21 protein-coding genes are annotated in these 20,424 nt (G+C 72.0%); 2 read left to right on the top strand and 19 right to left on the bottom strand.

The features are described 5' to 3' along the window. Window positions 1-2: 2 nt before the first annotated feature. From KM427_RS09640 to KM427_RS09575, 14 genes are all read right to left on the bottom strand, one after another. Window positions 3-848 (bottom strand): sulfite exporter TauE/SafE family protein, encoded by an 846-nt coding sequence (locus KM427_RS09640; RefSeq protein ID WP_183590627.1) that lies wholly within the window; start codon window positions 846-848, stop codon window positions 3-5. Beyond that, complete coding sequence (locus tag KM427_RS09635) at window positions 845-2,251, bottom strand: MBL fold metallo-hydrolase (protein ID WP_183590628.1); 1,407 nt, start codon at window positions 2,249-2,251, stop codon at window positions 845-847. Before KM427_RS09635 ends, KM427_RS09640 begins: the two co-directional genes overlap by 4 nt. After that, the gene (locus KM427_RS09630) at window positions 2,248-4,548 is read right to left on the bottom strand and encodes a xanthine dehydrogenase family protein molybdopterin-binding subunit (RefSeq protein WP_215527055.1); all 2,301 of its coding nucleotides are present in this window, start codon (window positions 4,546-4,548) and stop codon (window positions 2,248-2,250) included. Before KM427_RS09630 ends, KM427_RS09635 begins: the two co-directional genes overlap by 4 nt. Beyond that, window positions 4,545-5,033 (bottom strand): (2Fe-2S)-binding protein, encoded by a 489-nt coding sequence (locus KM427_RS09625; RefSeq protein WP_215527054.1) that lies wholly within the window; start codon window positions 5,031-5,033, stop codon window positions 4,545-4,547. Before KM427_RS09625 ends, KM427_RS09630 begins: the two co-directional genes overlap by 4 nt. Next, window positions 5,033-5,902 carry an FAD binding domain-containing protein gene (locus KM427_RS09620; RefSeq protein ID WP_183590630.1) on the bottom strand — a complete coding sequence of 290 codons (870 nt, stop codon included), beginning with the start codon at window positions 5,900-5,902 and terminating at the stop codon, window positions 5,033-5,035. The genes KM427_RS09625 and KM427_RS09620 overlap by 1 nt, the downstream gene beginning before the upstream one ends. Beyond that, on the bottom strand, window positions 5,902-6,543 hold the full coding sequence (locus tag KM427_RS09615) for an SRPBCC family protein (RefSeq protein WP_215527053.1): 642 nt from the start codon (window positions 6,541-6,543) through the stop codon (window positions 5,902-5,904). The genes KM427_RS09620 and KM427_RS09615 overlap by 1 nt, the downstream gene beginning before the upstream one ends. 13 nt (window positions 6,544-6,556) lie before the next feature. After that, window positions 6,557-6,943, bottom strand: a complete 387-nt coding sequence (locus KM427_RS09610) for a RidA family protein (protein ID WP_183590632.1) — start codon at window positions 6,941-6,943, stop codon at window positions 6,557-6,559. Next, on the bottom strand, window positions 6,940-7,758 hold the full coding sequence (locus KM427_RS09605) for a sulfurtransferase (protein ID WP_215527052.1): 819 nt from the start codon (window positions 7,756-7,758) through the stop codon (window positions 6,940-6,942). The genes KM427_RS09610 and KM427_RS09605 overlap by 4 nt, the downstream gene beginning before the upstream one ends. Window position 7,759: 1 nt before the next feature. Beyond that, entirely contained in the window at window positions 7,760-8,479 is a 720-nt protein-coding gene (locus KM427_RS09600; protein ID WP_215527051.1) for an ABC transporter ATP-binding protein, read from the bottom strand. Further along, on the bottom strand, window positions 8,476-9,279 hold the full coding sequence (locus KM427_RS09595; protein WP_215527574.1) for an ABC transporter ATP-binding protein: 804 nt from the start codon (window positions 9,277-9,279) through the stop codon (window positions 8,476-8,478). The genes KM427_RS09600 and KM427_RS09595 overlap by 4 nt, the downstream gene beginning before the upstream one ends. Further along, the gene (locus KM427_RS09590) at window positions 9,276-10,289 is read right to left on the bottom strand and encodes a branched-chain amino acid ABC transporter permease (RefSeq protein ID WP_215527050.1); all 1,014 of its coding nucleotides are present in this window, start codon (window positions 10,287-10,289) and stop codon (window positions 9,276-9,278) included. The genes KM427_RS09595 and KM427_RS09590 overlap by 4 nt, the downstream gene beginning before the upstream one ends. Before the next feature lie 29 nt (window positions 10,290-10,318). Next, window positions 10,319-11,200 carry a branched-chain amino acid ABC transporter permease gene (locus KM427_RS09585; protein ID WP_183590637.1) on the bottom strand — a complete coding sequence of 294 codons (882 nt, stop codon included), beginning with the start codon at window positions 11,198-11,200 and terminating at the stop codon, window positions 10,319-10,321. A gap of 3 nt (window positions 11,201-11,203) precedes the next feature. Next, window positions 11,204-12,385, bottom strand: a complete 1,182-nt coding sequence (locus tag KM427_RS09580) for an ABC transporter substrate-binding protein (protein WP_215527049.1) — start codon at window positions 12,383-12,385, stop codon at window positions 11,204-11,206. A gap of 70 nt (window positions 12,386-12,455) precedes the next feature. Further along, window positions 12,456-13,247, bottom strand: coding sequence for an MBL fold metallo-hydrolase (locus KM427_RS09575; RefSeq protein ID WP_183590639.1), 792 nt, complete (start codon window positions 13,245-13,247; stop codon window positions 12,456-12,458). Window positions 13,248-13,485: 238 nt separating this feature from the next. Here KM427_RS09575 and KM427_RS09570 point away from each other — a divergent pair, with 238 nt between their 5' ends. Both KM427_RS09570 and KM427_RS09565 read left to right on the top strand, forming a co-directional pair. Next, entirely contained in the window at window positions 13,486-14,181 is a 696-nt protein-coding gene (locus KM427_RS09570) for a TetR/AcrR family transcriptional regulator (RefSeq protein ID WP_215527048.1), read from the top strand. A 72-nt stretch (window positions 14,182-14,253) separates the two neighbouring features. Next, window positions 14,254-15,927, top strand: coding sequence for a class I adenylate-forming enzyme family protein (locus KM427_RS09565; RefSeq protein ID WP_183590641.1), 1,674 nt, complete (start codon window positions 14,254-14,256; stop codon window positions 15,925-15,927). Between the two features lie 74 nt (window positions 15,928-16,001). Here the strand turns inward: KM427_RS09565 and KM427_RS09560 are convergent, their stop codons facing one another. The 5 genes from KM427_RS09560 to KM427_RS09540 all read right to left on the bottom strand — a co-directional run bounded on the left by KM427_RS09560 (window position 16,002) and on the right by KM427_RS09540 (window position 20,332). Next, complete coding sequence (locus tag KM427_RS09560) at window positions 16,002-16,226, bottom strand: hypothetical protein (protein ID WP_183590642.1); 225 nt, start codon at window positions 16,224-16,226, stop codon at window positions 16,002-16,004. Between the two features lie 11 nt (window positions 16,227-16,237). Further along, window positions 16,238-18,079 (bottom strand): S8 family peptidase, encoded by a 1,842-nt coding sequence (locus KM427_RS09555; RefSeq protein WP_252275225.1) that lies wholly within the window; start codon window positions 18,077-18,079, stop codon window positions 16,238-16,240. Between the two features lie 31 nt (window positions 18,080-18,110). Then, complete coding sequence (locus KM427_RS09550; protein WP_183590644.1) at window positions 18,111-18,353, bottom strand: hypothetical protein; 243 nt, start codon at window positions 18,351-18,353, stop codon at window positions 18,111-18,113. A gap of 162 nt (window positions 18,354-18,515) precedes the next feature. Beyond that, entirely contained in the window at window positions 18,516-19,928 is a 1,413-nt protein-coding gene (locus KM427_RS09545; protein WP_215527047.1) for an aspartate ammonia-lyase, read from the bottom strand. After that, complete coding sequence (locus tag KM427_RS09540) at window positions 19,925-20,332, bottom strand: VOC family protein (RefSeq protein ID WP_215527046.1); 408 nt, start codon at window positions 20,330-20,332, stop codon at window positions 19,925-19,927. Before KM427_RS09540 ends, KM427_RS09545 begins: the two co-directional genes overlap by 4 nt. Window positions 20,333-20,424: the final 92 nt, after the last annotated feature.

Genomic DNA, 20,424 nt, shown 5'->3' with positions numbered 1-20,424 from the left:
CCTCAGGAGCGTCCGGTCACCGACCGCGGCCGCTCGACCCACGCCCGACCGCCCAGCGCGAGGGCGACCACGGCGAGCACCAGCACGCCCGGCAGCAGCCAGCTCGACGGAGCCGCCTGCTCCAGCAGCACGAAGGTCCCGATCACGAGCACGAACCAGCCGAAGAGCGCCCGGAGCCGGTCCTCGGGGATCCGGCCGGTGAGCCGGCCGCCGACGACGGTGCCGCAGATCGCCACGGCGGTGACCGGGAGCGCGAGGTCCCAGGGGATCGAGACGGTGGTGAGGTAGCCGGCCAGGCCCGCCGCGGACTTCATCGCGATCACGACCAGCGACGTGCCGACGGCGACCGACATCGGCAGCCCGCCCAGCAGCACGAGGGCCGGAACCACGAGGAACCCTCCCCCGGCGCCGACGAGCCCCGTCAGCAGTCCCACGACGACGCCGTCGACCAGCGCCCGGGCCACCCTGAGCTCACCGGCGGCCGGCGCCACGCGCGGCCCGCGCAGCATGGCGACGGCGGTGGCGATCATCATCGTCGCGAAGGCCGTCAGCAGGAGCCGTCCCGGCAGGTGGCCGGCGACGAGGCCGCCGACGAACGCGCCGACCATCCCGCCCAGGCCGAACACCGCGCCCGTGCGCCAGCGGATCCGGCCCGCGCGGGCGTGCGTGACCGCGCCCACCGCCGAGGTCGTCCCGACCACGAGCAGCGACGTCGCGATCGCCTCCTTGGCGTCAAGGCCGGCGACGTACACGAGGATCGGGACGGTCAGGATCGACCCGCCACCGCCGAGGGCCCCGAGCGCGACGCCGACGACGAGCGAGAGCGCCAGGACGAGGACGAGGGTCATGCCGACCGGGTGAGCACGGGGAGACCCGCGTCGGCGGCCCGGCCGAAGTGGTCGTCGACCGCGACGACGTCGCGCCCCTCCGCCGCCAGCAACGACGCGGCGATCGACGCCCGGTAGCCGCTCTGGCAGTGGATCCACAGCGGGCGCCGCGGCAGTTCACCGTGCCGCGCGCGCAGCTCGTGCAACGGCACGTTCACCGCCCCGTCGATGTGCCCGGCGTCGAACTCCTCGGCCCGTCGTACGTCGAGGACGTCCACCGGCTGCCGCGCGAGGACGGCGGCCAGGCGGGGGAAGTCCGCCTGCTCGAACGAGCCCAGGGGCCGCTCGTCCCACCGCTCGGGCGAGCCCGTGGTCGCGGCCACCGGCCGCTCGATCCCGATGCGCATCAGCTCGACCTGGGCCGCGGCGACCTCGTCGGGTCGCGACCCCAGCAGCGTGAGCGGGGTGCCCCAGTCGAAGAGCCAGCCGAGGTTCGTCGCGAAGGCCCCGTCGAGGCCGACGTTGACGCTGCCGCGGACGTGACCGGTCGCGAAGGCGGTGCGGCCGCGCAGGTCGACGACCCACTCCCCCGCGTCGATGCGGCGCCGGATCTCCGCCGCCGTCGCCTCCCGGGGCGGCGTGAGGTCGCCGCGGCCGGGACCCGCCACGTTGAGCGGCGCGATGTGGGCGTAGTAGCTCGGCCACGGCCCGAGACCCGCGAGCAGCTCCCGCACGTACGTCGCCTCGTCGTCGACCAGCACCGGGTTCGTCCTGCGCTCGTCGCCGATCGTGGAGTCCACCGCGTCGGACTGGGTGGCCGAGCAGAACGACCCGAACCCGTGGGTGGGGTAGAGCCTCGCGTCGTCGGGAAGCAGCCGCCCGAGCCGGTGCGCCGAGCCGTGCTGCAGCCGGGCGAGCCGGTCGGTGTGCTCCTCGCCCAGCAGGTCCGGCCGGCCGGTCGAGCCGTAGAGCAGGGAGCCGCCGGAGAACACCGCTCGCCCCAGGTCGGCGTCCCGGTCCCGCAGCACGTAGGAGAGGTGGTGGAACGTGTGGCCCGGAGTGGCGACCACCTCCACCCGCATCCGGTCTCCGACCTCGAGGAGCTGTCCGTCGCGCAACGGCTCCCGGTCGAAGGCGACCTCGTCGGCGCCGTTGAGCAGGTACGCCGCACCGGTCTCGCGGGCCAGGGTCAGGCCGCCGGTGACGTAGTCGTTGTGGACGTGCGTCTCGAAGACGTGGGTCAGCGACAGCCGCTCGCGGTCCAGCACCTCGAGCACCCGGTCGATGTCGCGCTGCGGGTCGACCACGAACGCGACCGACCCGTCGTGCACCAGGTAGCTGCGGTCCCCGAGGCTGGAGGTCTCGACGGTGACGACGTGGAGCCCCGCGGTGGTCCGGTGCCGGTCGACACCCGTCGCGCTCATGCCCGGCCCCCCTCGTCGACGCACGCCAGCACGGTCTCCGCGAGCATCGGCAGCGTGGCCGGCCGGGCACCCACGGCGTCCTCGACCGCGCTGGCCAGGGTGGCCGCGCACGGACCGATCGGCGGCTCGCCGATACCGCGGGCGTGGAACGGGCCCACGCCCTCACCGGACTCGAGGATCGCCACCTCGATCTCCGGGCAGTCGGCGGCGGTCGGGATGGCGTACTGGTAGAACGCGCCGGTCAGGTTGACGCCCTCGTCGTACACGACCCGCTCCGTCAGCGCGTAGCCGATGCCCTGGACGACCGCACCCTGGATCTGGCCGCGGACGCTCAGCGGGTTGATGGCCCGACCCACGTCGTGGGCGGCCACGTAGCGCAGCGGCCGCACCTGCCCGGTGCGGGTGTCGACCTCGACGTACGCCGCGTGCGCACCGAAGGTGAAGTCCGGCACGATCCGCTCGGAGTCGACCAGCTCGGTCACCGGCTCGCCCGTCGGCGCGAAGTAGGTCCGCATCGCGTTGATCGCGACCCCGGACGCCAGGCACATGGCCACCACCTCGGCCAGCGGCACCACGCCGCCCGGGGTGAGCACGCCGCCCTCGGTGAGCGTCAGCTCCGACACGGGCTGCCCGGTGCCCTGCGCCACGCCTTCGAGCAGCTGGCCGCGCAGCTCCTCGGCCGCGGACAGCACGGCGTTGCCGGACATGTACAGCTGGCGGGTGGCCGTGGTGCGTCCCGCCAACGGTGTGCGTGCGCTGTCGCCGAAGTGCACCGTGACGCTGTCCATCGGCACATGCAGCACCTCGGCGGCGATCTGCGCGAGCGACGAGACCTGGCCGCCGCCCACGTCCGGGACGCCGCAGCGCACGACGACGCCGCCGTCGCGCTCGCAGCCCACCCACGCCGACGCGGAGTCGTTCATCCAGGCGACCCGGCCGTAGGGCTGCACGTTGCAGGCCAGCCCGAGTCCGACCCGGTGCTCCGGGGACGACGGCTCCGGTCGCGGGCCGATCGCCTCCAGCACCGCGTCGATGCACTGCGGCAGCCACACCGCGGTCTCGATCCGCTGGCCCGCCGGGATCCGGTCACCGACGACGAAGGCGTTGGCCTTGCGCACCTCGACCCGGTCCCGGCCCGCGGCGTCGGCGACCCTGTCGATCTGGGCCTCGTAGGCGAGCACGGGCTGCATCCCGCCGAAGCCGCGGAACGCCGAGCCCGGCGTGTTGTTCGTGTACGCCGCGCGCGAGTGCACCCGCACGTTGTCACAGCGGTAGGGCCCGGCGGCGTTCAGCGTGATGTAGAGCAGCACGAAGCCGCTCAGCAGCGGGTAGGCGCCCGCATCGGAGACGATCTCGATGTCGTGGGCCAGCAGCGTGCCGTCCGCGGCCGCCGCCGTGCGGTAGCGCATCCGCACCGGGTGCCGCTTGGCCCGCGCGGTCAGCGACTCCTGGCGGCTCCACACCATCTTGACCGGCCGCCCGGTCCGCTGCACCGCCAGCGCGATGTAGGGCTCGACGGTCATGTCCTCCTTGCCGCCGAAGCCGCCGCCGAGGTACGGCGCCTGCACCCGGACCTTGGAGTCCGGCAACCCGACGATGTGGGCGATCCGCCGGTAGTGCTCGATCTCCTGGGTGGAGGCCTTGATGTTGATGACGCCTTCGTCGTCCAGCCAGCCGATGCCGGTCTCGAGCTCCAGGTAGGCATGGTCGACGACCTGCGCCTCGTAGCTGCCCTCGACCACGATCGGGGCCTCGGCGAACGCGCGGTCGACGTCTCCCCGGTCGATGCGCCACTGGCTGAGCAGGTTGCCGCCCTCGTGCACCTCCGGCGATCCCGGCTCCAGTGCCCGCTCCGGGTCGGAGACGACCGGGAGCACGTCGTACTCCACCTCGATGAGCGCCTCCGCCGCGGCGAGCGCGCGCGGGCTCTCGGCCACGATCAGGGCGACCGGCTCGCCGTGGTAGCGCACCCGCTCGACGGCGAGCACCCATGACGGCGGCAGCGGCCGGCCCTTGATGCCCGCGGTGTTGGTCGGGATCTCGTTGTTCGGCACGTCCTCCCCGAAGAGCACCGCGACCACACCCGGCACCTGGAGGGCCGCGGACGCGTCCCGCGAGACGATCCGCGCCGACGGCACGGGCGAGCGCACCAGTCGGGCGTGGAGCTGCCCGGCGATGTCGACGTCGCCGGCGTACCGGGTCCGGCCGCGCAGCTTCTCGTGGGAGTCCCGGCGCGGCACCGCCTGGTTGACGACACGGGTAGTCGAGGCCGTCCGGCTCGAGAGCGTCTCGGTCATCGCGTCGCCCCCTCCGCGGCCGCGTCGACCACCGCATCGACGATCGCCTGGTAGCCCGTGCAGCGGCAGAGATTGCCGTGCAGGTGCTCGCGCACGACGGCGGGCGTGACCTCGACACCGGACCGCAGCAGCTCGACGGCGGACATCAGCATCCCCTGGGTGCAGAAGCCGCACTGCGCGGCACCGGTCTCCCAGAACTTCGCCTGCAGTGGACTGAGCTCCTCGCCGTCGGCGAGGGAGGCACTGGTCTCCACCGCGGCCCCGTCGACCTGGACCGCGAGCGTCGTGCAGCCCGTTGCCGCACGGCCGTCGACGAGGACCGTGCAGGTGCCGCAGGTGCCTTCGTTGCAGCCCTCCTTCACCTCGTACGCGTGCGCCTGCTCACGCAGCCAGCGCACCAACGTGGTGTCGGCCGGCGCCCGGCCGGTCACCTCCGCGCCGTTGAGCGTGATCGTCGTCTCCGCGGTGCCCATGCCGCCGGTCATCAGTGGTCCCTCCTCGCATCGGCGCAGGCCTCCCGGACCGCGCGCACCGCCATCGCCTCGATCAGCCGGGCCCGCTCCGACGCCGCGCAGTACGGGTCGTCGGCCACGTCGAGCTCCCCGGCGAGTCCGGTGATCGACCGAACGCCCTCCTCCACGGTCAGGCCGGTCAGCCGCCGCTCGACGGCGTCCAGCCGCAGCGGCCGGTCGGCCGCGCCGGTCACCCCGATCGCCACGCTGCTGATCCGTCCGCCGTCCAGGGCGACACCCGCGGCGGCGGACGCCAGCGCGAAGTCCCCGGACCTGCGGGAGTACTCCTGGAAGCCCCAGCCGTGCCCGGGACGGAGCGGCACCCGGACCGCCGTGACCAGCTCGCCGGGCGCGAGATCGGTCTGGTAGTAGCCCAGGGAGAAGGCGCGCGCCGGGCGCCACTCGGCGCCGGCCCGGCTCTCGACCTGGTAGTCGGCGTCGAGCACATGGCAGCTCACCGGCAGCTCGGCGGCGGCGTCGCCGTGCGCGACCGAGCCCCCGATGGTGCCCCGGTTGCGGATCCGCTGGCTGCCGATGTGAGCGGCCGCGCGGGCCAGCAACGGCGCGTGCTCGGCGATCACGGGGTCGCTGGTCAGCTCCGCGTGCGTGACCGCGGCGCCGATGACCAGATGGTCACCCTCCACGCCGACGCTGCGCAGCCCGGGGATCGCGGAGACGTCGACGAGGAACGCCGGGGCCGCGAGCCCCAGGTTCATCATCGGCACCAGGCTCTGGCCACCGGAGATCGGTCGGGCGTCCTCGCCGCCCTCGGCCAGCAGGACGATCGCCTCAGGGACGCTGCGGGCCCGCTCGTAGGCCATCGAGGTCAGCACGTCGGACATCAGCGTCCCCCACTCCGTCGACCGACGCGGCCCAGCAGGATGCCGACGACCACCGCCACCGCGACGGCTGCGACGCCAGCGAGCACCTTCGTCGGCACCGGCGAGGCGTCCAGCAGGTTGATCGGCTCGACGGGTTCGACCGGCGGGGCGGGCGGCGTCGTGTCGCCGGGGCGGCCGGCGTCCGCGGGCCGCGTCGCCGGCTCCTCCAGCCTGGCCGCGAGGCAGTCGGCGAACTGGCCCATCAGCTTCGCGCTCAGCTCCTTGATCGGTCCCTGGCCGAGCTGGGCCACCCGGCCGGTGAGCCCGAGGTCCGTGGCCAGGCACACCTGCGTGCCGCCGGGGGCCTCGGCCAGCGAGGCCTTGATCGTCGCCTTCACCGTCCCGCCGCCACGGCCATCGCGGCCGCCGGCCTCGATCGTGGCGATCATGCTCTCGTCGTCCTTGACCACGAACGCCGCCTCCCCGGCGTAGCTCATGTTCATCGGGCCGATGCGGAGCGCGACCCGCCCGGTGAGCGTGTCTCCCGCCACCGACTCCACCGTCGCACCGGGCAGGCACGGGGCCACCCGACCGAGGTCGGTGAGGAACTCCCAGGCCCGCTCCGGGGTCGCGGGGACGGTGAACTGGTTGTCGATGCGCACGCTGGCTCCTGTCCTACTGCTGATCGGGTTCGCGGACCGCGGCCACCGCCTGGACCTCCAGGCGCCACGCGGGGTTGAGGAAGCCCGAGACCTCGACGACGGTGCTGGTGGGTCGATGGTCGCCGAAGAACCGGCCGCGGACCGCCGAGACCGCGGCACCGTCGCCGATGTCTCGCAGGAACGTCGTGATCGACACGACGTCCGCCATCGTCAGTCCCTGGTCGGCCAGGCAGGCCTCGAGGTTGGCGAAGACCTGCTCGGCCTGGGCGGCCAGGTCGTCTGCGGGCAGGTGGTTGCCGTCCCGGTCGACCGGCACCTGGCCGGAGACGAAGCACAGCCCGGCGGCGACGACCGTCTGCGCGTAGGCCCCGAGCGGGGCGGGTCCCCTGGCCGGGCTCATGCGTGCCTCTCGATCGGGTTCTCGTCGTGCCGGGACCACTCCGACCACGAGCCGTCGTAGAGGGTGAGGTTCTCGTACCCGGCGTCGCGGAGGGACACCAGCACCGCCGCCGCCGAGACGCCGCCGCCGCAGTAGAGGACGGTGGGCCCCTCCTGGGCAACACCGGCCGCCGCGGCCAGTGCGACGACCTCCGCCCCCCGCTTGAAGCGTCCGTCGTCCCCGACCAGGGTCGGCGACGGGAGCCGGGTCGCACCGGGGATCCGCCCGGCCGAGGTGTCGAACGTCGCGTCCATCCGGCAGTCGACCAGGCGGACGTCGTCGCGGTCGAGCAGGGCGCGGACCTCCGCCATCTCCCGGCGGAGCTGCCGCGGCCCGTCGACGAGGAAGCTTCGTGGCTGCGGGAGCTCGTCGGCCTCGCCGACCGACACCGGCAGGCCGACCTCCTCCCAGGCGGGGAAGCCGCCGTCGAGCACCGCGACCCGCTCGTGCCCGTAGTGCAGCAGCGCCCACACCAGCCGGGACGCGGTGAAGAGCGAGTTGTCGTCGTAGGCGACGACCAGCGTGTCGTTGTCGACGCCGAGTCGCGACATCGCCGCCGCGAACTCGTCGGCCGGGGGCAGCATGCCCTCGACGCCGTCGACGGTCGTGCCCCAGTCGTCGATCCAGTCGGCATGCACGGCGCCGCGCACGTGGCCGGCCGCCCACATCTCCCGCCCCGTCGGTCCGTCGGCCAAGGAGGCGCGGGTGTCGACGACGCGGACGTCGGGCCGGTCGAGCAGGTCCGCCACGGCGGCGGGGTCGAGATACAGGTTCACGTCAGGCTCCCAGGTAGATCGCTTGCACGCGGGCGGAGTCGGCGAGGTCGGCGGCGACGCCGTCCTCCACGACCCGCCCCGTCTCGAGGATGTAGGCGTGGTCGGCCAGGTCGAGGGCGAGGTTGGCGTTCTGCTCGGAGAGCAGGATCGTGTAGCCCGCCCCACGCAGGGCGACCAGCGCCTCGTAGATCCGGTTGACCAGCACCGGGCTGAGGCCCATCGACGGCTCGTCGAGGACCAGCATGTCGGGGCGGGCCATCATCGCCCGGCCCATCGCCAGCATCTGCTGCTGGCCGCCGGACAACAGACCGGCCTTGCTGGCGCTGCGGTCCCTCAGCTCGGGGAACAGGTCGTAGACCTCGCCCAGCGTCACGTCGTCGTGCCAGCCGCCGTTGCGTCGGACCGCACCCATCCGGAGGTTCTCCAGCACGGTCAGGTCCGCGAACACCCGGCGCCCCTCGGGCACGAGCGCGATGCCGTGCCGGGCGATGGCGTGGGTCGGCACCCCGGACAGCGAGCGGCCCTGGAAGGTGACCTGCCGCGCGCGGCTGGGCTGGAGTCCGAGGATCCCCCGGATCGTGGTCGTCTTGCCGGCCCCGTTGTTGCCCACCAGGCACGTGACCTGGCCCGGCCGCGCCGCGAAGTCGATGCCGTGCACGACCTCGACCCGGCCGTAGCGGACGGTGAGCCCCTCGACGACCAGTCCCTCCGTGCCGCTCATAGCGTGAGCTCCTCGCTCGTCGTCGCGCCGGGCCCCAGGTAGGCCTCGATGACCCGGGGGTCCTGCTGCACCTCGGCGGGTGAGCCCTCGGTGAGCACCTGCCCCTGGTCGAGCACGACCACGTGCTGGGAGATGCTCATCACGAGCTTCATGTTGTGCTCGATGAGGAGGACCCCGATGCCGTCCTCGGCCAGCCCGGCGATGGTCTCGGCCAGCGGCAGCGCGCTGGCCGGCGGAAGCCCGGCGGCCGGCTCGTCGAGCACGACGACCTCGGGCTCCATGGCGAGCACCCGGACCATCTCGACCAGCTTGGCCTCGCCGAAGGGCAGCGACTCCACCAGCGAGTCGGCGCGGTGCTCGAGCCGGAACCTGCGCAACAGGACCAGCGCCGCCTCCTTGACCTCGATCTCGTCACGACGCGCCCGTGGACCCCGGACGAGGTCGCCGAGGTGGCTGCCCCGCTGCCGCGAGTAGGCACCCATCGCGACGTTCTGGAGCACGGTCATCCCGGTGAAGATCTCCAGGTTCTGGAACGTGCGCCCCAGCCGGTGCTCGGCCCGGGTGACCGCCTTCCCGGGCGGCAGCCGGACGCCGTTGACGACGACCTCCCCCCGGTCCTGGGTGACGAAGCCGGAGATGACGTTCGCCAGCGTGCTCTTGCCGGCGCCGTTGGGACCGATCACCGCCGTGATCGCCCCGGCCGGCGCGCGCAGCGTCACGCCGCTGAGCACCTGGAGGCCGCCGTACGCCTTGCACACGCCGGTGATCTGCAGGCCGGGCCGCTCGATCGTGCTGGTCATCGCTGCACCGCCTTCAGCGTCGTCGGGGCATCGACGGCCACGTCGGCGGCCAGGTCGGCGGACCGCTTCGCCCGCTCCCGGCGATCCTCCCGGCGGGCCGCCAGCTCGCCCGCGACACCGCGGGGGAACAGCTGGACGGCGACGAGGAAGACGATGCCCATGATCAACGGCTCGTAGTCGGCGTAGTCCGCCGCGAACACCTCGATGCCGGTGAGCAGCAGCGCCCCCAGGATCGGACCGATCATCCGCCCCGCCCCGGAGACGACCAGGGCGACGACCAGCAGCACCGCCGTCATGAAGTCGAACGTCGACGGGCTGACGAAGCGCGAGTCGAACGCCTCGAGGGCGCCGGCGACACCGGCGTAGAAGCCGCTCAGTCCGAAGGCCAGCAGTCGCAGCCGGAAGGGACTGGCGCCGACCGCCAGCGCCGCCGGCTCGGAGGCGCCGTAGGCGCGCAGCGCGCGGCCGGTGCGCGACACCAGCAGGTTGTGGGCCGCGATGGCGCCGATCGCGGCCAGGACGGCGGCCAGTCCGTACTTCATGATCGGCTCGGTGAACTCCATCCCGCCCACGGAGAACGGCGGGATGCCGACCAGTCCGTTGGGGCCACCGGTCAGCTCGACCATCCGCCCGAACAGCAGGTACAGGACGAACCCGGCGCCCAGGGTCGCCATCGTGAAGTAGATCTCCTTGAGCCGCATCGACAGGACGCCGATCAGGAGCGCCACCAGCGTCACGAGCACCGGTGCGAGAGCGAGCGCGAGGACCGGCGGCACGTCGTGACGCACCGTCGCGATGCCGGCGGCGTAGGCGCCGAGCCCGAAGAAGCCCGCCTGGGCGAGCGAGGTCATCCCCGCGACGCCCTGGATGAAGTTCAGCCCCGTCAGCAGGATCAGGAAGATCGCCATCCGGGTCCAGATGTGCAGGGCGTAGTCGGTGGCGGCCAGCATCGGCAGCACGACCAGCAGCCCGAGCGTGATCCAAAGCTCCCAGGTGGCCCGACGGCTCATGGTCCGCGCGGGACCGGCGAGACGGCTCATCATGTCCGCACCGCCCGCGACGTGCCGAGCATGCCGGTCGGCCTCAGGGTGAGGATCGCCAGCAGCACGACGAACGCGACCACGTCGGCGTACGCCGCCGCGCCGTAGCCGGACATCACGGCCTCCGCGACCCCGAGCATCAGGCCGCCGGCCAGGGCCCCACGGGGGTTCCCGAGGCCGCCGAGCATCGCCGCGGCGAAGCCCTTGAGCCCGAGCAGGGTGCCCGAGTCGAAGGACATCACTGTCAACGGCGCCAGTCCGGCGCCGGCGAGCGCACCCACGGCGGCAGCGATGGCGAACGCCCAGCGGGCGGTGGTGCGGTAGGAGACGCCGAACGTCTGCAGCGTCTCGGAGTCGCTTGCCGCCGCCCGCAGGGTGGTGCCCAGCTTGGTGCGCTGGAAGAACAGCGTGAGCGCGGCCACCGCAAGCACCGCGAGGAGCAGGTTGAGGAGCGTCTGCCGGCTGGTCGAGGCGCCGAGCACCTGCAGCGATCCCGGGCCGAGCAGCGACGGGAGGGCGAAGGTGTCCCGGTTCGAGATCAGCATCGCCGCGCCCTTGACGACGACGGCGATCGCGATGGTCGCGATCGTGATGCTGGCCGGGGTGCGCAACCGCCCGAAGCCGAGCAGGCCCATCTCCGTCAGCACGCCTAGCAGCGTCGTCAGCGCGATCGCGACCAGGATCGCCACGAGGACCGGGACGTCCCACGCCTCGTAGAGCATCCCGGCGCTGAGGCCCCCGACCATGACGTACTCACCCTGGACGAAGTTGATCGCCCCGGTGGCGTTGAAGACCACGCCGAAGCCGACCGCGACGAGCGCGTAGATCGCGCCCACGCTCAGCCCGGACAGGATCACCTGGATGAACAGACCGGTGTCCACAGGTCACTTCGCAGGCATGAAGCGCGAGCCATCCCAGCGGATGACGGCGACGTCGTCGACGCTGAGGCCGCTGTGGTCGTCGGCGGTGAACTTGAACGCGCCGGTGACGCCCACGTGGGTGCCGAGAGCCTCGATCGCGTCGGCGACCTTCTCGCCGTCCGGGTCTCCACCGGTGGCACGCAGCGCCTCCACGGCGACCATCATCGCGTCGTAGGCCTGGCCCGCGTAGACGTTGGGCTGCTCGCCGTCGTACTCGTCGGCGTAGGCGGCGGCGAAGTCCTCCATCACCGGCTGCTGCTCGTCGCTCTTGTCGATCTCGTCCCAGACCGGGAGCTTCGGCGACACCAGGAGCGTGCCCTTCGACGCGGCGCCGGCCTGCGTCATGTACCGCTCGTCCACGAAGCCGAAGCCGTGCATGACCATGACGTCGTCGCCGAGCACGCTGCGGACGTTCTTGAGGAACGTCACGCCCGCCGGGGTGATCGTCCACGCCAAGTAGGCCTGCGGGTCGTTGCCGGCCAGTCGCTTCACCTGCGGGGTGAGGTCGTTGGCGGCCGGGTCGAACGCCGCGGTGGAGACCTCGATGCCCGCCTCCGGGGCCAGTCGCTCGAGCTCCTCCTGGGCCGACTGGCCGAAGCTGGAGGTGTCCGGCATGAACGCGACCCGCGTGATGTCGTTGGCCTGCCAGAACTCGATCAGCTTCTCGACCATCACGGTGTCGTTGAAGGTGGTCTTGAAGGTCAGCGGGTGATCCTCGGCCGGCTCGACGATCTGACGGGCCCCCTCCGTCGCGATGAACGCGACCCCGCGGCTCGAGGTGATCGGGTCCATCGCGAGCGCGATGCCCGAGGAGCCGCCGCCCCCGACGACGAGCTCGACGCCATCGCTGTCGAGCATCCGATTCGTCTGCTGCACGGCGGTGGAGGTGTCACCCGCGGGGTCGTAGAAGACCCAGTCGATCGTCTTGCCGTCGATGCCACCGTCGGCGTTGACCTGCTTGACCGCCAGCGCGGCCCCCTTGCGCATCTTGTCGCCCAGGTTCGCCCCCGACCCGGACACCGAGAACAGGGTGCCGATCGTGATCGTGTCGTCGCTGCCACCGTCGGATCCCGAGCTGCCCAGGCCGCAGGCGGACAGCGCCAGGAGGGCCGAGCACGTCAGGAGCGTTGGGATCTTCTTCCTCATGATGTCTCCTCCGAGGGGAGTCGTCGAGATAGGTCGGGATCGGTCGGGTCGGGGGGTGACGGGTGGCCGGTCAGTCGGCCAGGGAGCCGATGCGGCCCATGTCGAAGGCCTCGGTCATGTGCAGCGGCAGGACGTTGTCGCCGCCGAGCTCCTTGAGCCGGACCATCTGCTCGTAGGCCTGGAACAGGTCCGTGTGCCCGCCGGGCGGGATGACCTTGAAGTGCTCGGCCTCCTCCTCGGACGGATAGAAGTTCTCCTTGAGCACGCACATACCGGCGATGACGTAGGTGCCCTCGGAGGTCGTGACCACCGCGGACTGGCCGCCGTGGGTGTGCCCCGGGGTGAGCAGCAGGTCGAAGCCGTCGGCGATCTGGTAGTCGCCGTCGAGCTGGGTCAGCCCCATGTCCTCGATGCGCTGGTAGTGCTCCGCCGGCGCGTACGACGTCGCGAACATCTCGTGGGAGGGGGTCTGCTGCCACTCCTGCCGCTGCACCAGGATCTCGCTGCCGCCGAAGGGCTCCATGGTCATGCAGTGGTCCCAGTCCAGGTGGGTCAGGATCGTGACGTCGATGTCGGAGGGCTTCATCCCGCGCTCGCGCAGGTGCGACTCGATGGGCTTCACGTCGACCACGTCGGCGAAGACCTGGCCCACGTGCACCAGCTCGCGGTCCACCGGGCGGATGTGCTCGTTGTAGTTGTCGGCGCTGCAGCCGACGTCGACCAGCGCGGCGAAGCCCTGCCCGCGCACCAGCCAGGCGACGTACGGCACGTCGACCGGAACCCCGGCGTTGTGCATGTACGTGAACCGGCTCTTCTCGCGGTGCGGGCCGTAGGCCACGACCAGCGGCTCGATGGTGAACAACTCGATCCTCCTCCGGCGCCGTCCGGCGCCTGCTCGACCCGCGTCCGGTGGCTGGTTCCCATCCGTGCGGGCAACTGAACGTCCACATAGCAATCGATCTGTCAGCGCTGTCCGACGCTGCATCCTGCTGTGACCGGGGACACTAGCCCAGGATCGGAGCCGTGTGAAGTACTTACTGCATGTACAAATAGTTACGCGTCCACGCCCCACCACGGCGGTTTCTGCCGTACCCTGCGTCGTGACCACGACCGACGGCTGGGGGATGAGTGCGATGGACGAACCGGCTGGTGCGTCGTCGAACGGCAAGCGGACCGGACGGGTTCGCGACGCCGACCGGTCCCGTGCGGCGATCCTCGACGCCGCCGAGCACCTCTTCGCCGACCTCGGCTTCCAGGGCGCCTCGCTGGCCGCGATCGCCGACCGCGCCCACGTCTCGGTCGGGCTGCCCGGCTACTTCTTCGGCTCGAAGGAGGAGCTGCACGACGCGGTCCTCCAACGCGTGTTCGACCGACGCAACGCCGCCCTGGACCGGGTGGCCACCGACGCGGAGGAGCTGCTGGAGCGAGCGCCGGAGGCGGGCGAGGAGGCGCTGCGCCTGCTGATCCGCGGCTACGTCGACTTCCTCCTCGAGAACCCCACGTTCGTCTGGCTGCTCACCCGGGACGCGCTCGAGCACGCGGGCAACCGGGAGGAGCTGCCGCGACACTCCCAGCGCTTCGCCGACCGGATGGTCTCGCTGATGACCCGGGCCGGAGTGACCGAGGCCGCGCACGCGCCCGACCAGCTGTTCCTGAGCCTGATCGGGATGTGCTACTTCCCGCTCGAGCACGACGCCACGATCGTCGCGGGCATGGGCCAGCGGGCCTGGAGCCGAGCGTTCCACGACCGACGCGTGGACCACATCGTGCGGCTGCTGCTGCCGCGGGCCACGTAACGGGGACGGACCGGTCGCGGGCTGGTCCCGTCGACGGTCCCCACCGACCGTCCCACCCACAGGAGGTGCCGAATGGAGAACAGACGGTGGACCGCGTTCTACACCGACGCGGTGGCCGGGACCGACCTCGCCCGCCACACGTCGCTGGTCGAGGCATGGCGAGCGCGCGTGGCGCGCGAGCCCGAGGCCGTGGCGATCGCCTACTTCGACGCCACGATGACCGTGCGGGAGGTCGACGAGGTCACCGACGCCCTCGCGGCGGCCTATCGCTCGCTCGGCACCCAGCGCGGGGACCGGGTCGGCATCTACCTGCAGAACATCCCCCAGTTCGCCCTGTCCCTGCTCGCCCTGTGGAAGCTCGGGGCGACCGCCCTGGTGCTCAACCCCATGTACCGCGGCCAGGAGCTGCGCCGGCTGATCGACGACGCGGCGGCCGTCGGCATCGTCTGCACGGACGCGGACGTGCCGGCGACCGCCGAGACGCTGGTCGGCAGCACGGTGCAGTGGATGGTCAGCACCACTCCCCTGGCCTTCCAGACCCGCAACGACCCGCGGGTCTTCGGCGCGGAGGCGCGGCGCCTCACGCCGGCGGAGTACGACCTGGAGGAGCTCATCGACGAGTTCCGCGGCGTTCGGCCGGCCCCGCTGGCTCCGACACGCGACGAGGTGGCACTGCTGACCTATACGTCGGGCACGACCGGCCCGCCCAAGGGTGCGATGAACACCCACGGCAACCTGCTGGCGGTGACCACGACGTACGCCGCTTGGATCGAGCTCCGGCCCGGGGACGCCGTCTTCGCGATGGCGCCGCTGTTCCACATCACCGGCGCGGTCATCAACGCGACGATCGCGCTGCTGCACGACGCCGTCCTGGTGATGACGAACCGCTTCAACCCCGAGGTGGCGATCGACGCGTTCGTCGAGCACGGCGTGACCTTCACGATCGGATCGATCACCGCCTTCAACGCCATCGACCAGCTGCCGCAGGCCACCCGGGAGCACTTCGCCTCGCTGCGGTCCGTCTACAGCGGCGGCGCACCGATCCCACCGTCGACCGTCGATCGGTTCCGCGATCGCTTCGGCGTCTACATCCACAACATCTACGGCATGACCGAGACGAGCTCGGGCGTGATCGCCGTGCCGCTCGGCGTCGAGGCGCCGGTCGACGAGGCGAGCGGGACGCTGTCGGTGGGGGTGCCGCTGCCGGGCCTCGACGCGCAGGTGGTGGACGCCTCGGACCGACCGGTCCCGCCCGGTGCGCAGGGTGAGCTGGTGCTCCGCGGACCGCAGGTGGTGCCGGGCTACTGGCACCGGCCGGAGGCCACCGCCGCGACCATCCCCGACGGCTGGTTGCACACCGGCGACGGAGCGATCATGGACGAGGCGGGCTGGGTCTACCTGGTCGACCGCCTGAAGGACCAGATCAACACCTCCGGCTACAAGGTCTGGCCCCGTGAGGTCGAGGACACCCTGTACGCCCACCCCGCGGTGCACGAGGCCGCGGTCGTGGGCGTGCCGGACGACTACCGCGGCGAGGCCGTCACGGCCTTCGTGTCGTTGAAGGCGGGGACGACCGCGACACCGGAGGAGCTGATCGCGTTCGCCCGCGAGCGGCTCGCGGCCTACAAGTGCCCCCGGGTGGTCCACGTCGTGTCGGACCTGCCGAAGACGCAGACCGGGAAGATCCGCCGCAACGTGCTCCGGGACCGGGAGGCGGCCGACGCCGGGGCCGACGACCGCCTGTGACAGCGGGCCGCGGGCCCACTGTCACAGGCGACTGCCGCCGCTCCCGCCGGCGCGGCGGGCGGCACCCATGGGCGTCAGGACAGGTGCGGCGCGGAGCGCAGCCCCGCCGCGACCTCGCTCTCCATGCTGAGCAGGATCTCCGGGACCGGCCCGCCGTTCCTGGCCTCGAGCTCCGGGAGGCCGTCGGGCGTGCCGCTCCCGCCCTGCGCGGCAGCGGTCTCCTCGGTGGTCGTGCCAGTGGTCGTGCCAGTGGTCGTGGCGTCAGCAGCGTCGTCGCTGATCTGGATCACGAGCTTCATCGTTCTCCCTCCTACCAACCCAGCACGGCGTAGCGGACCTCGAAGGAGGTCTGCTCCGCGCGCAGGTTCTTGATGTCGATCCAGTACGTCACGTAGTAGTCGGACGGGCGCTCGGTGCGGACCGTCCACTCGACGGTGGGGCCGCCTCCCCGCGGGTTGGTGGGCACCACCGACCACTCCACATGCCAGTGCGCCGGCCAGTTGAAGGTGAACCAGCGCTGGGTCTGGTCGGCCTCGAGCCGGCCCCGGAACTGGACTCCGAACCAGCTGCGCTGCTCGAGTGCCATCGGGATCAGCTGGCGCAGGTCCGGACGGCTGCCGATCCGCTGCGTGCTCGGGCGCCCCGGCGCGTCCTGCTGCGGCGATCCGCCCGCGCGCAGCAGCTGCCGGGCCCGACCGGGCGACAACGGGATCCGGCCCGCGGCGCGCAGCGTGCCCTGCACGCACGCGAGGGCACCGACCACGATCGGCGAGGCGCTCGACGTACCGCTGAACATGTCGGTGTACCAGAGATCCTGCGAGGCGCCACCCTGCAGGTCGCCGTACCCGGTCGAGGTCACCTCCCGTCCCCAGCCCTGCGCGTCGACGCACGCCCCGTAGTTGGAGAAGTCGAGCCGGGACCGGTCCGGGCCGTGGTCCCGCCCGTGGGTGCCCGGCGGTGGCGCTCCGGCCCCGACGACGACGGCACCGGAGTCCAGTGTCGTCCGGCGGAAGGGGTTGACCCACCACGTCGGGAAGCCGGCCGACCCGGTGTCGTAGACGGCGTTGTCCAGGTCGCGAGCGCCGTTGCCGGCGGCCTCGACCACGACCACGCCGCGGTTGACGGCGTAGCGGATGGCCAGGTAGTCGTCGGGCCACCACTCGACCGCGATGTACCCGTCCTGGCCGGCACCGCTCGCATCGGGGCCTGCCCGGTGGATCTCCAGCAGGAGGATGTCACCGGCGGACACCCGGTCCGCGGCCTGCTGGATGGCCTGCGCGGTGGGCATCGAGAACGCCGCGCCGTAGACGACGGCGTCGGGTGCGATCCCGGTGACCCCGAAGCTGTTCACGTCGCCGCTGATCTCGCCGAGCACCGCCGTGCCGTGGTTGGTGTCGGTCGAGCCCGTGCCGACGACGACCCCGCCCTGGTTGGTGCGCAGATCCTCGTGCGTGAAGCGCCAACCCCACTCACAGTCGATCACCTGCACGCCCGCGCCTCGGCCTCCGGAGACGGTCCAGGCATGGCGTGCGTCGATGCCGCCCGGGGCGGCGCCCAGGTAGCCCTGTCTGGTCTCGAACGACGGCGACACCGGGGGCGAGTCCATGGGGAGCGGCTGCATGTCGTTGACCCCGAGGCCGTCCGTGCTCGCCTCCTCGTAGGGCGCCTCGGCCCGGGCGGACTGCGCCCGCGCGGCGACGGCCTTCTTCGCCGGTCGGGTGCCGCGGCGGCTCGACGTCGTCGTGCGCGTCTGGGCGAGCGCCGCCGCCGGCTTCACGTAGGCGCTCTCGACGACGCCCATGGCGTTGAGCTGCTCGGCCAGTGCCTCGAGCCGGTCGTCGGGCGCCGCCACCTGGTAGCAGCGACCCATCCTGTCGACCAGCTCGCCCATCTCGGGCGCCGCCATGCCGGCGGCCGCCGGGTGCTGGCTGTCGGACCGCAGTCGTTCGGCGGAGCCGAAGATCGGTTGGAAGACGACGTCCGGCGCGGCCGCGAGCTCCGCGAGCGGCCCGACCGGGCTGTTCGACGTTGCCGTGGCGTACGACGCCGTGATCTCGACGCCGGAGCCCGCTGCCGTGAAGCAGACCAGCTCTCGGCGGCCTTCGGCCAACGGGCCGTCTTCGTTCAGTCGTGCGCTACCCCTGTCTGCCATGGTTCACCTCTCCTTGGGTCACGGCACCGGGTCACGGCACCGATTCGGGTGGCTTGACGTAGGCGGACTCGACGTACCGATGGCCGACGAGTTCGCGGACGACTTCGTCGGCGTCGCGGTCGGAGGGCAGTGCGACGTGCAGCCAGGACTGCATCTCGGGATCGTCGGTCCCGGGGAAGAGCGCCCCCACCGGGGCACCGACCAGCTGCGTGAGCACCGTCGTCGCTTCCCGGCGACCGATCTCAGGGCTGATCTGGATGACGACGTCAGTCATGACCATCACACGGTTCGCGCCCCGCATCGGCCGGTTCGCCGACGGCTCGAGCGTGCCCCTTCATCAGAGTGCGACGCCCGGTGCCTGTCAACGGCTGGGCACGTCAATGGCGAGAACTCGTCATTTTGCGCACCACCCGTCGATGTCCGGGAGGGTCGAACCTCAGCGCCGGCCCCTCGTCGGCACGCCCAGCGCCGTGGGCGTCACCGCCGCGTCGGCCTCGGCCGCGCTGAGCCAGCCCTCGGCCACGACGACCTCGAGCACGCCCCGGTCCGAGGCCAGCGCCAGCCGGGCCGCCTCGGTGGCGCGTTCGTACCCGATCATCGGGCTCAGCGCGGTGACCAGTCCGATGCTGCTCTCGACCTGGGCGCGCAGGTGCACCTCGTTGACCGTGATGCCGTCGACGCAGCGCGTCGCCAGGGCGGTGGACGCCCGGCCGAGCCGGTCGATGCTCCGGAACAGCGTGTGCCCGATCACCGGCTCGAACGCGTTGAGCTGGAGCTGACCGGCCTCCGCCGCCATCGTGACGGTGAGGTCGTTGCCGATCACCTCGAAGGCCACCTGGTTGACCAGCTCGGGGATCACCGGGTTCACCTTGCCGGGCATGATGCTCGACCCGGCCTGACGCTCCGGGAGGTTCAGCTCGTGGAAGCCCCCTCGGGGCCCCGAGGCCAGCAGCCGCAGGTCGTTGCAGATCTTGGAGAGCTTGACGGCGTACCGCTTGAGCATCGACGAGAGCAGCACGAAGACGCCGCAGTCCTGGGTCGCCTCGATCAGGTCCGGAGCGGTGCGCACCGGCAGCCCGGTGATCCTCGCCAGGTAGTGGCGCACCAGGTCGCGGTAGTCGTGGTGCGCGTTCAGGCCGGTGCCGATGGCCGTCCCGCCGAGATTGACCTCGAGCAGGTGCGGGACCACCTCGTCGATGCGCGCGCGGTCCTCCCGCAGCGTCGCCGCGAACGCCCGGAACTCCTGGCCGACGGTCATCGGCACGGCGTCCTGGAGCTGCGTGCGACCGAGCTTCAGCACGTCGCCGATGTCGTCGGCCCTCCGCTCGAACGACGTCGCCAGTGCCTCGATCCGCACCACGAGGTCGTGCACGGCGAGCCGCAGCCCGAGCCGCAGCGCGGTCGGATAGACGTCGTTGGTGGACTGTCCCAGGTTCACGTGCTCGTTGGGATGGACCACGGCGTAGCTGCCCCGCGGCTCGCCGAGCAGCTCCAGAGCCCGGTTGGCGATGACCTCGTTGGCGTTCATGTTGGTCGACGTCCCCGCACCGCCCTGGAGTACGTCGACGACGAAGGAGTCCCGCAGCCGCCCCTGCCGGATCTCGAGGCACGCGGCGATGACGGCGTCCGCCACCTGCTCGTCCAGCAGGCCCAGGTCCCGGTTGGCCATCGCCGCGGCCTGCTTGACGCCGGCCAGCGACTCGATCAGCGCCGGGTGCGCCGCGATCGGGGTGCCGGTGATGTCGAAGTTCTGCAGCGCCCGGGCCGTGTTGATGCCCCAGTAGGCCCCGGCGGGGATCTCGAGCTCGCCGATCAGGTCGTGCTCGACGCGCAGGTCGGGTCGCGTCATCGGTCGGGCTCGCTCGAGGTCTCCACCAGCTCGACCAGCACCCCGCCGAACGAGCGCGGATGGGCGAACGCGATCCGGTGGCCCCCGCCACCGATCCGGGGCTCGCGGTCGATCAGCTCGACCCCGTGGCGCGCCATCCGGTCGAGGACGGCGGGCAGGTCCTCGACCTCGAAGGCCACGTGGTGCAGACCGGGTCCGCGGGTCGCGATCGACCTCCGCACCACGCCGTCGTCGGTCGCCTCCAGCGCCTGGAGCCAGCAGTCACCGACCGGGAGCATGCGTTCGACGAAGCCGGGCGCCGCCTCCTCGCTCTCGACCTCGAGCCCGAAGATCTCCTGGAGCCGCCGCACGACGGCGGCGCCACTCTCCTCGGCGAAGGCGACGTGATGGATCCGCTTGAGCACGGCACTCCGTTCTGAGTTCTGGGATCTGGGTTCTGGGTTCTGAGTTCTGGGTTCTGGGATCTGGGATCTGAGCCCTGACACCGGACTCTCAC

Source organism: Nocardioides sp. LMS-CY (assembly GCF_018732145.1).
GTDB lineage: Bacteria > Actinomycetota > Actinomycetes > Propionibacteriales > Nocardioidaceae > Nocardioides > Nocardioides soli.
The sequence above is the reverse complement of the archived record's forward strand: the minus strand, read 5'-3'. Positions and strand labels throughout refer to the sequence as shown.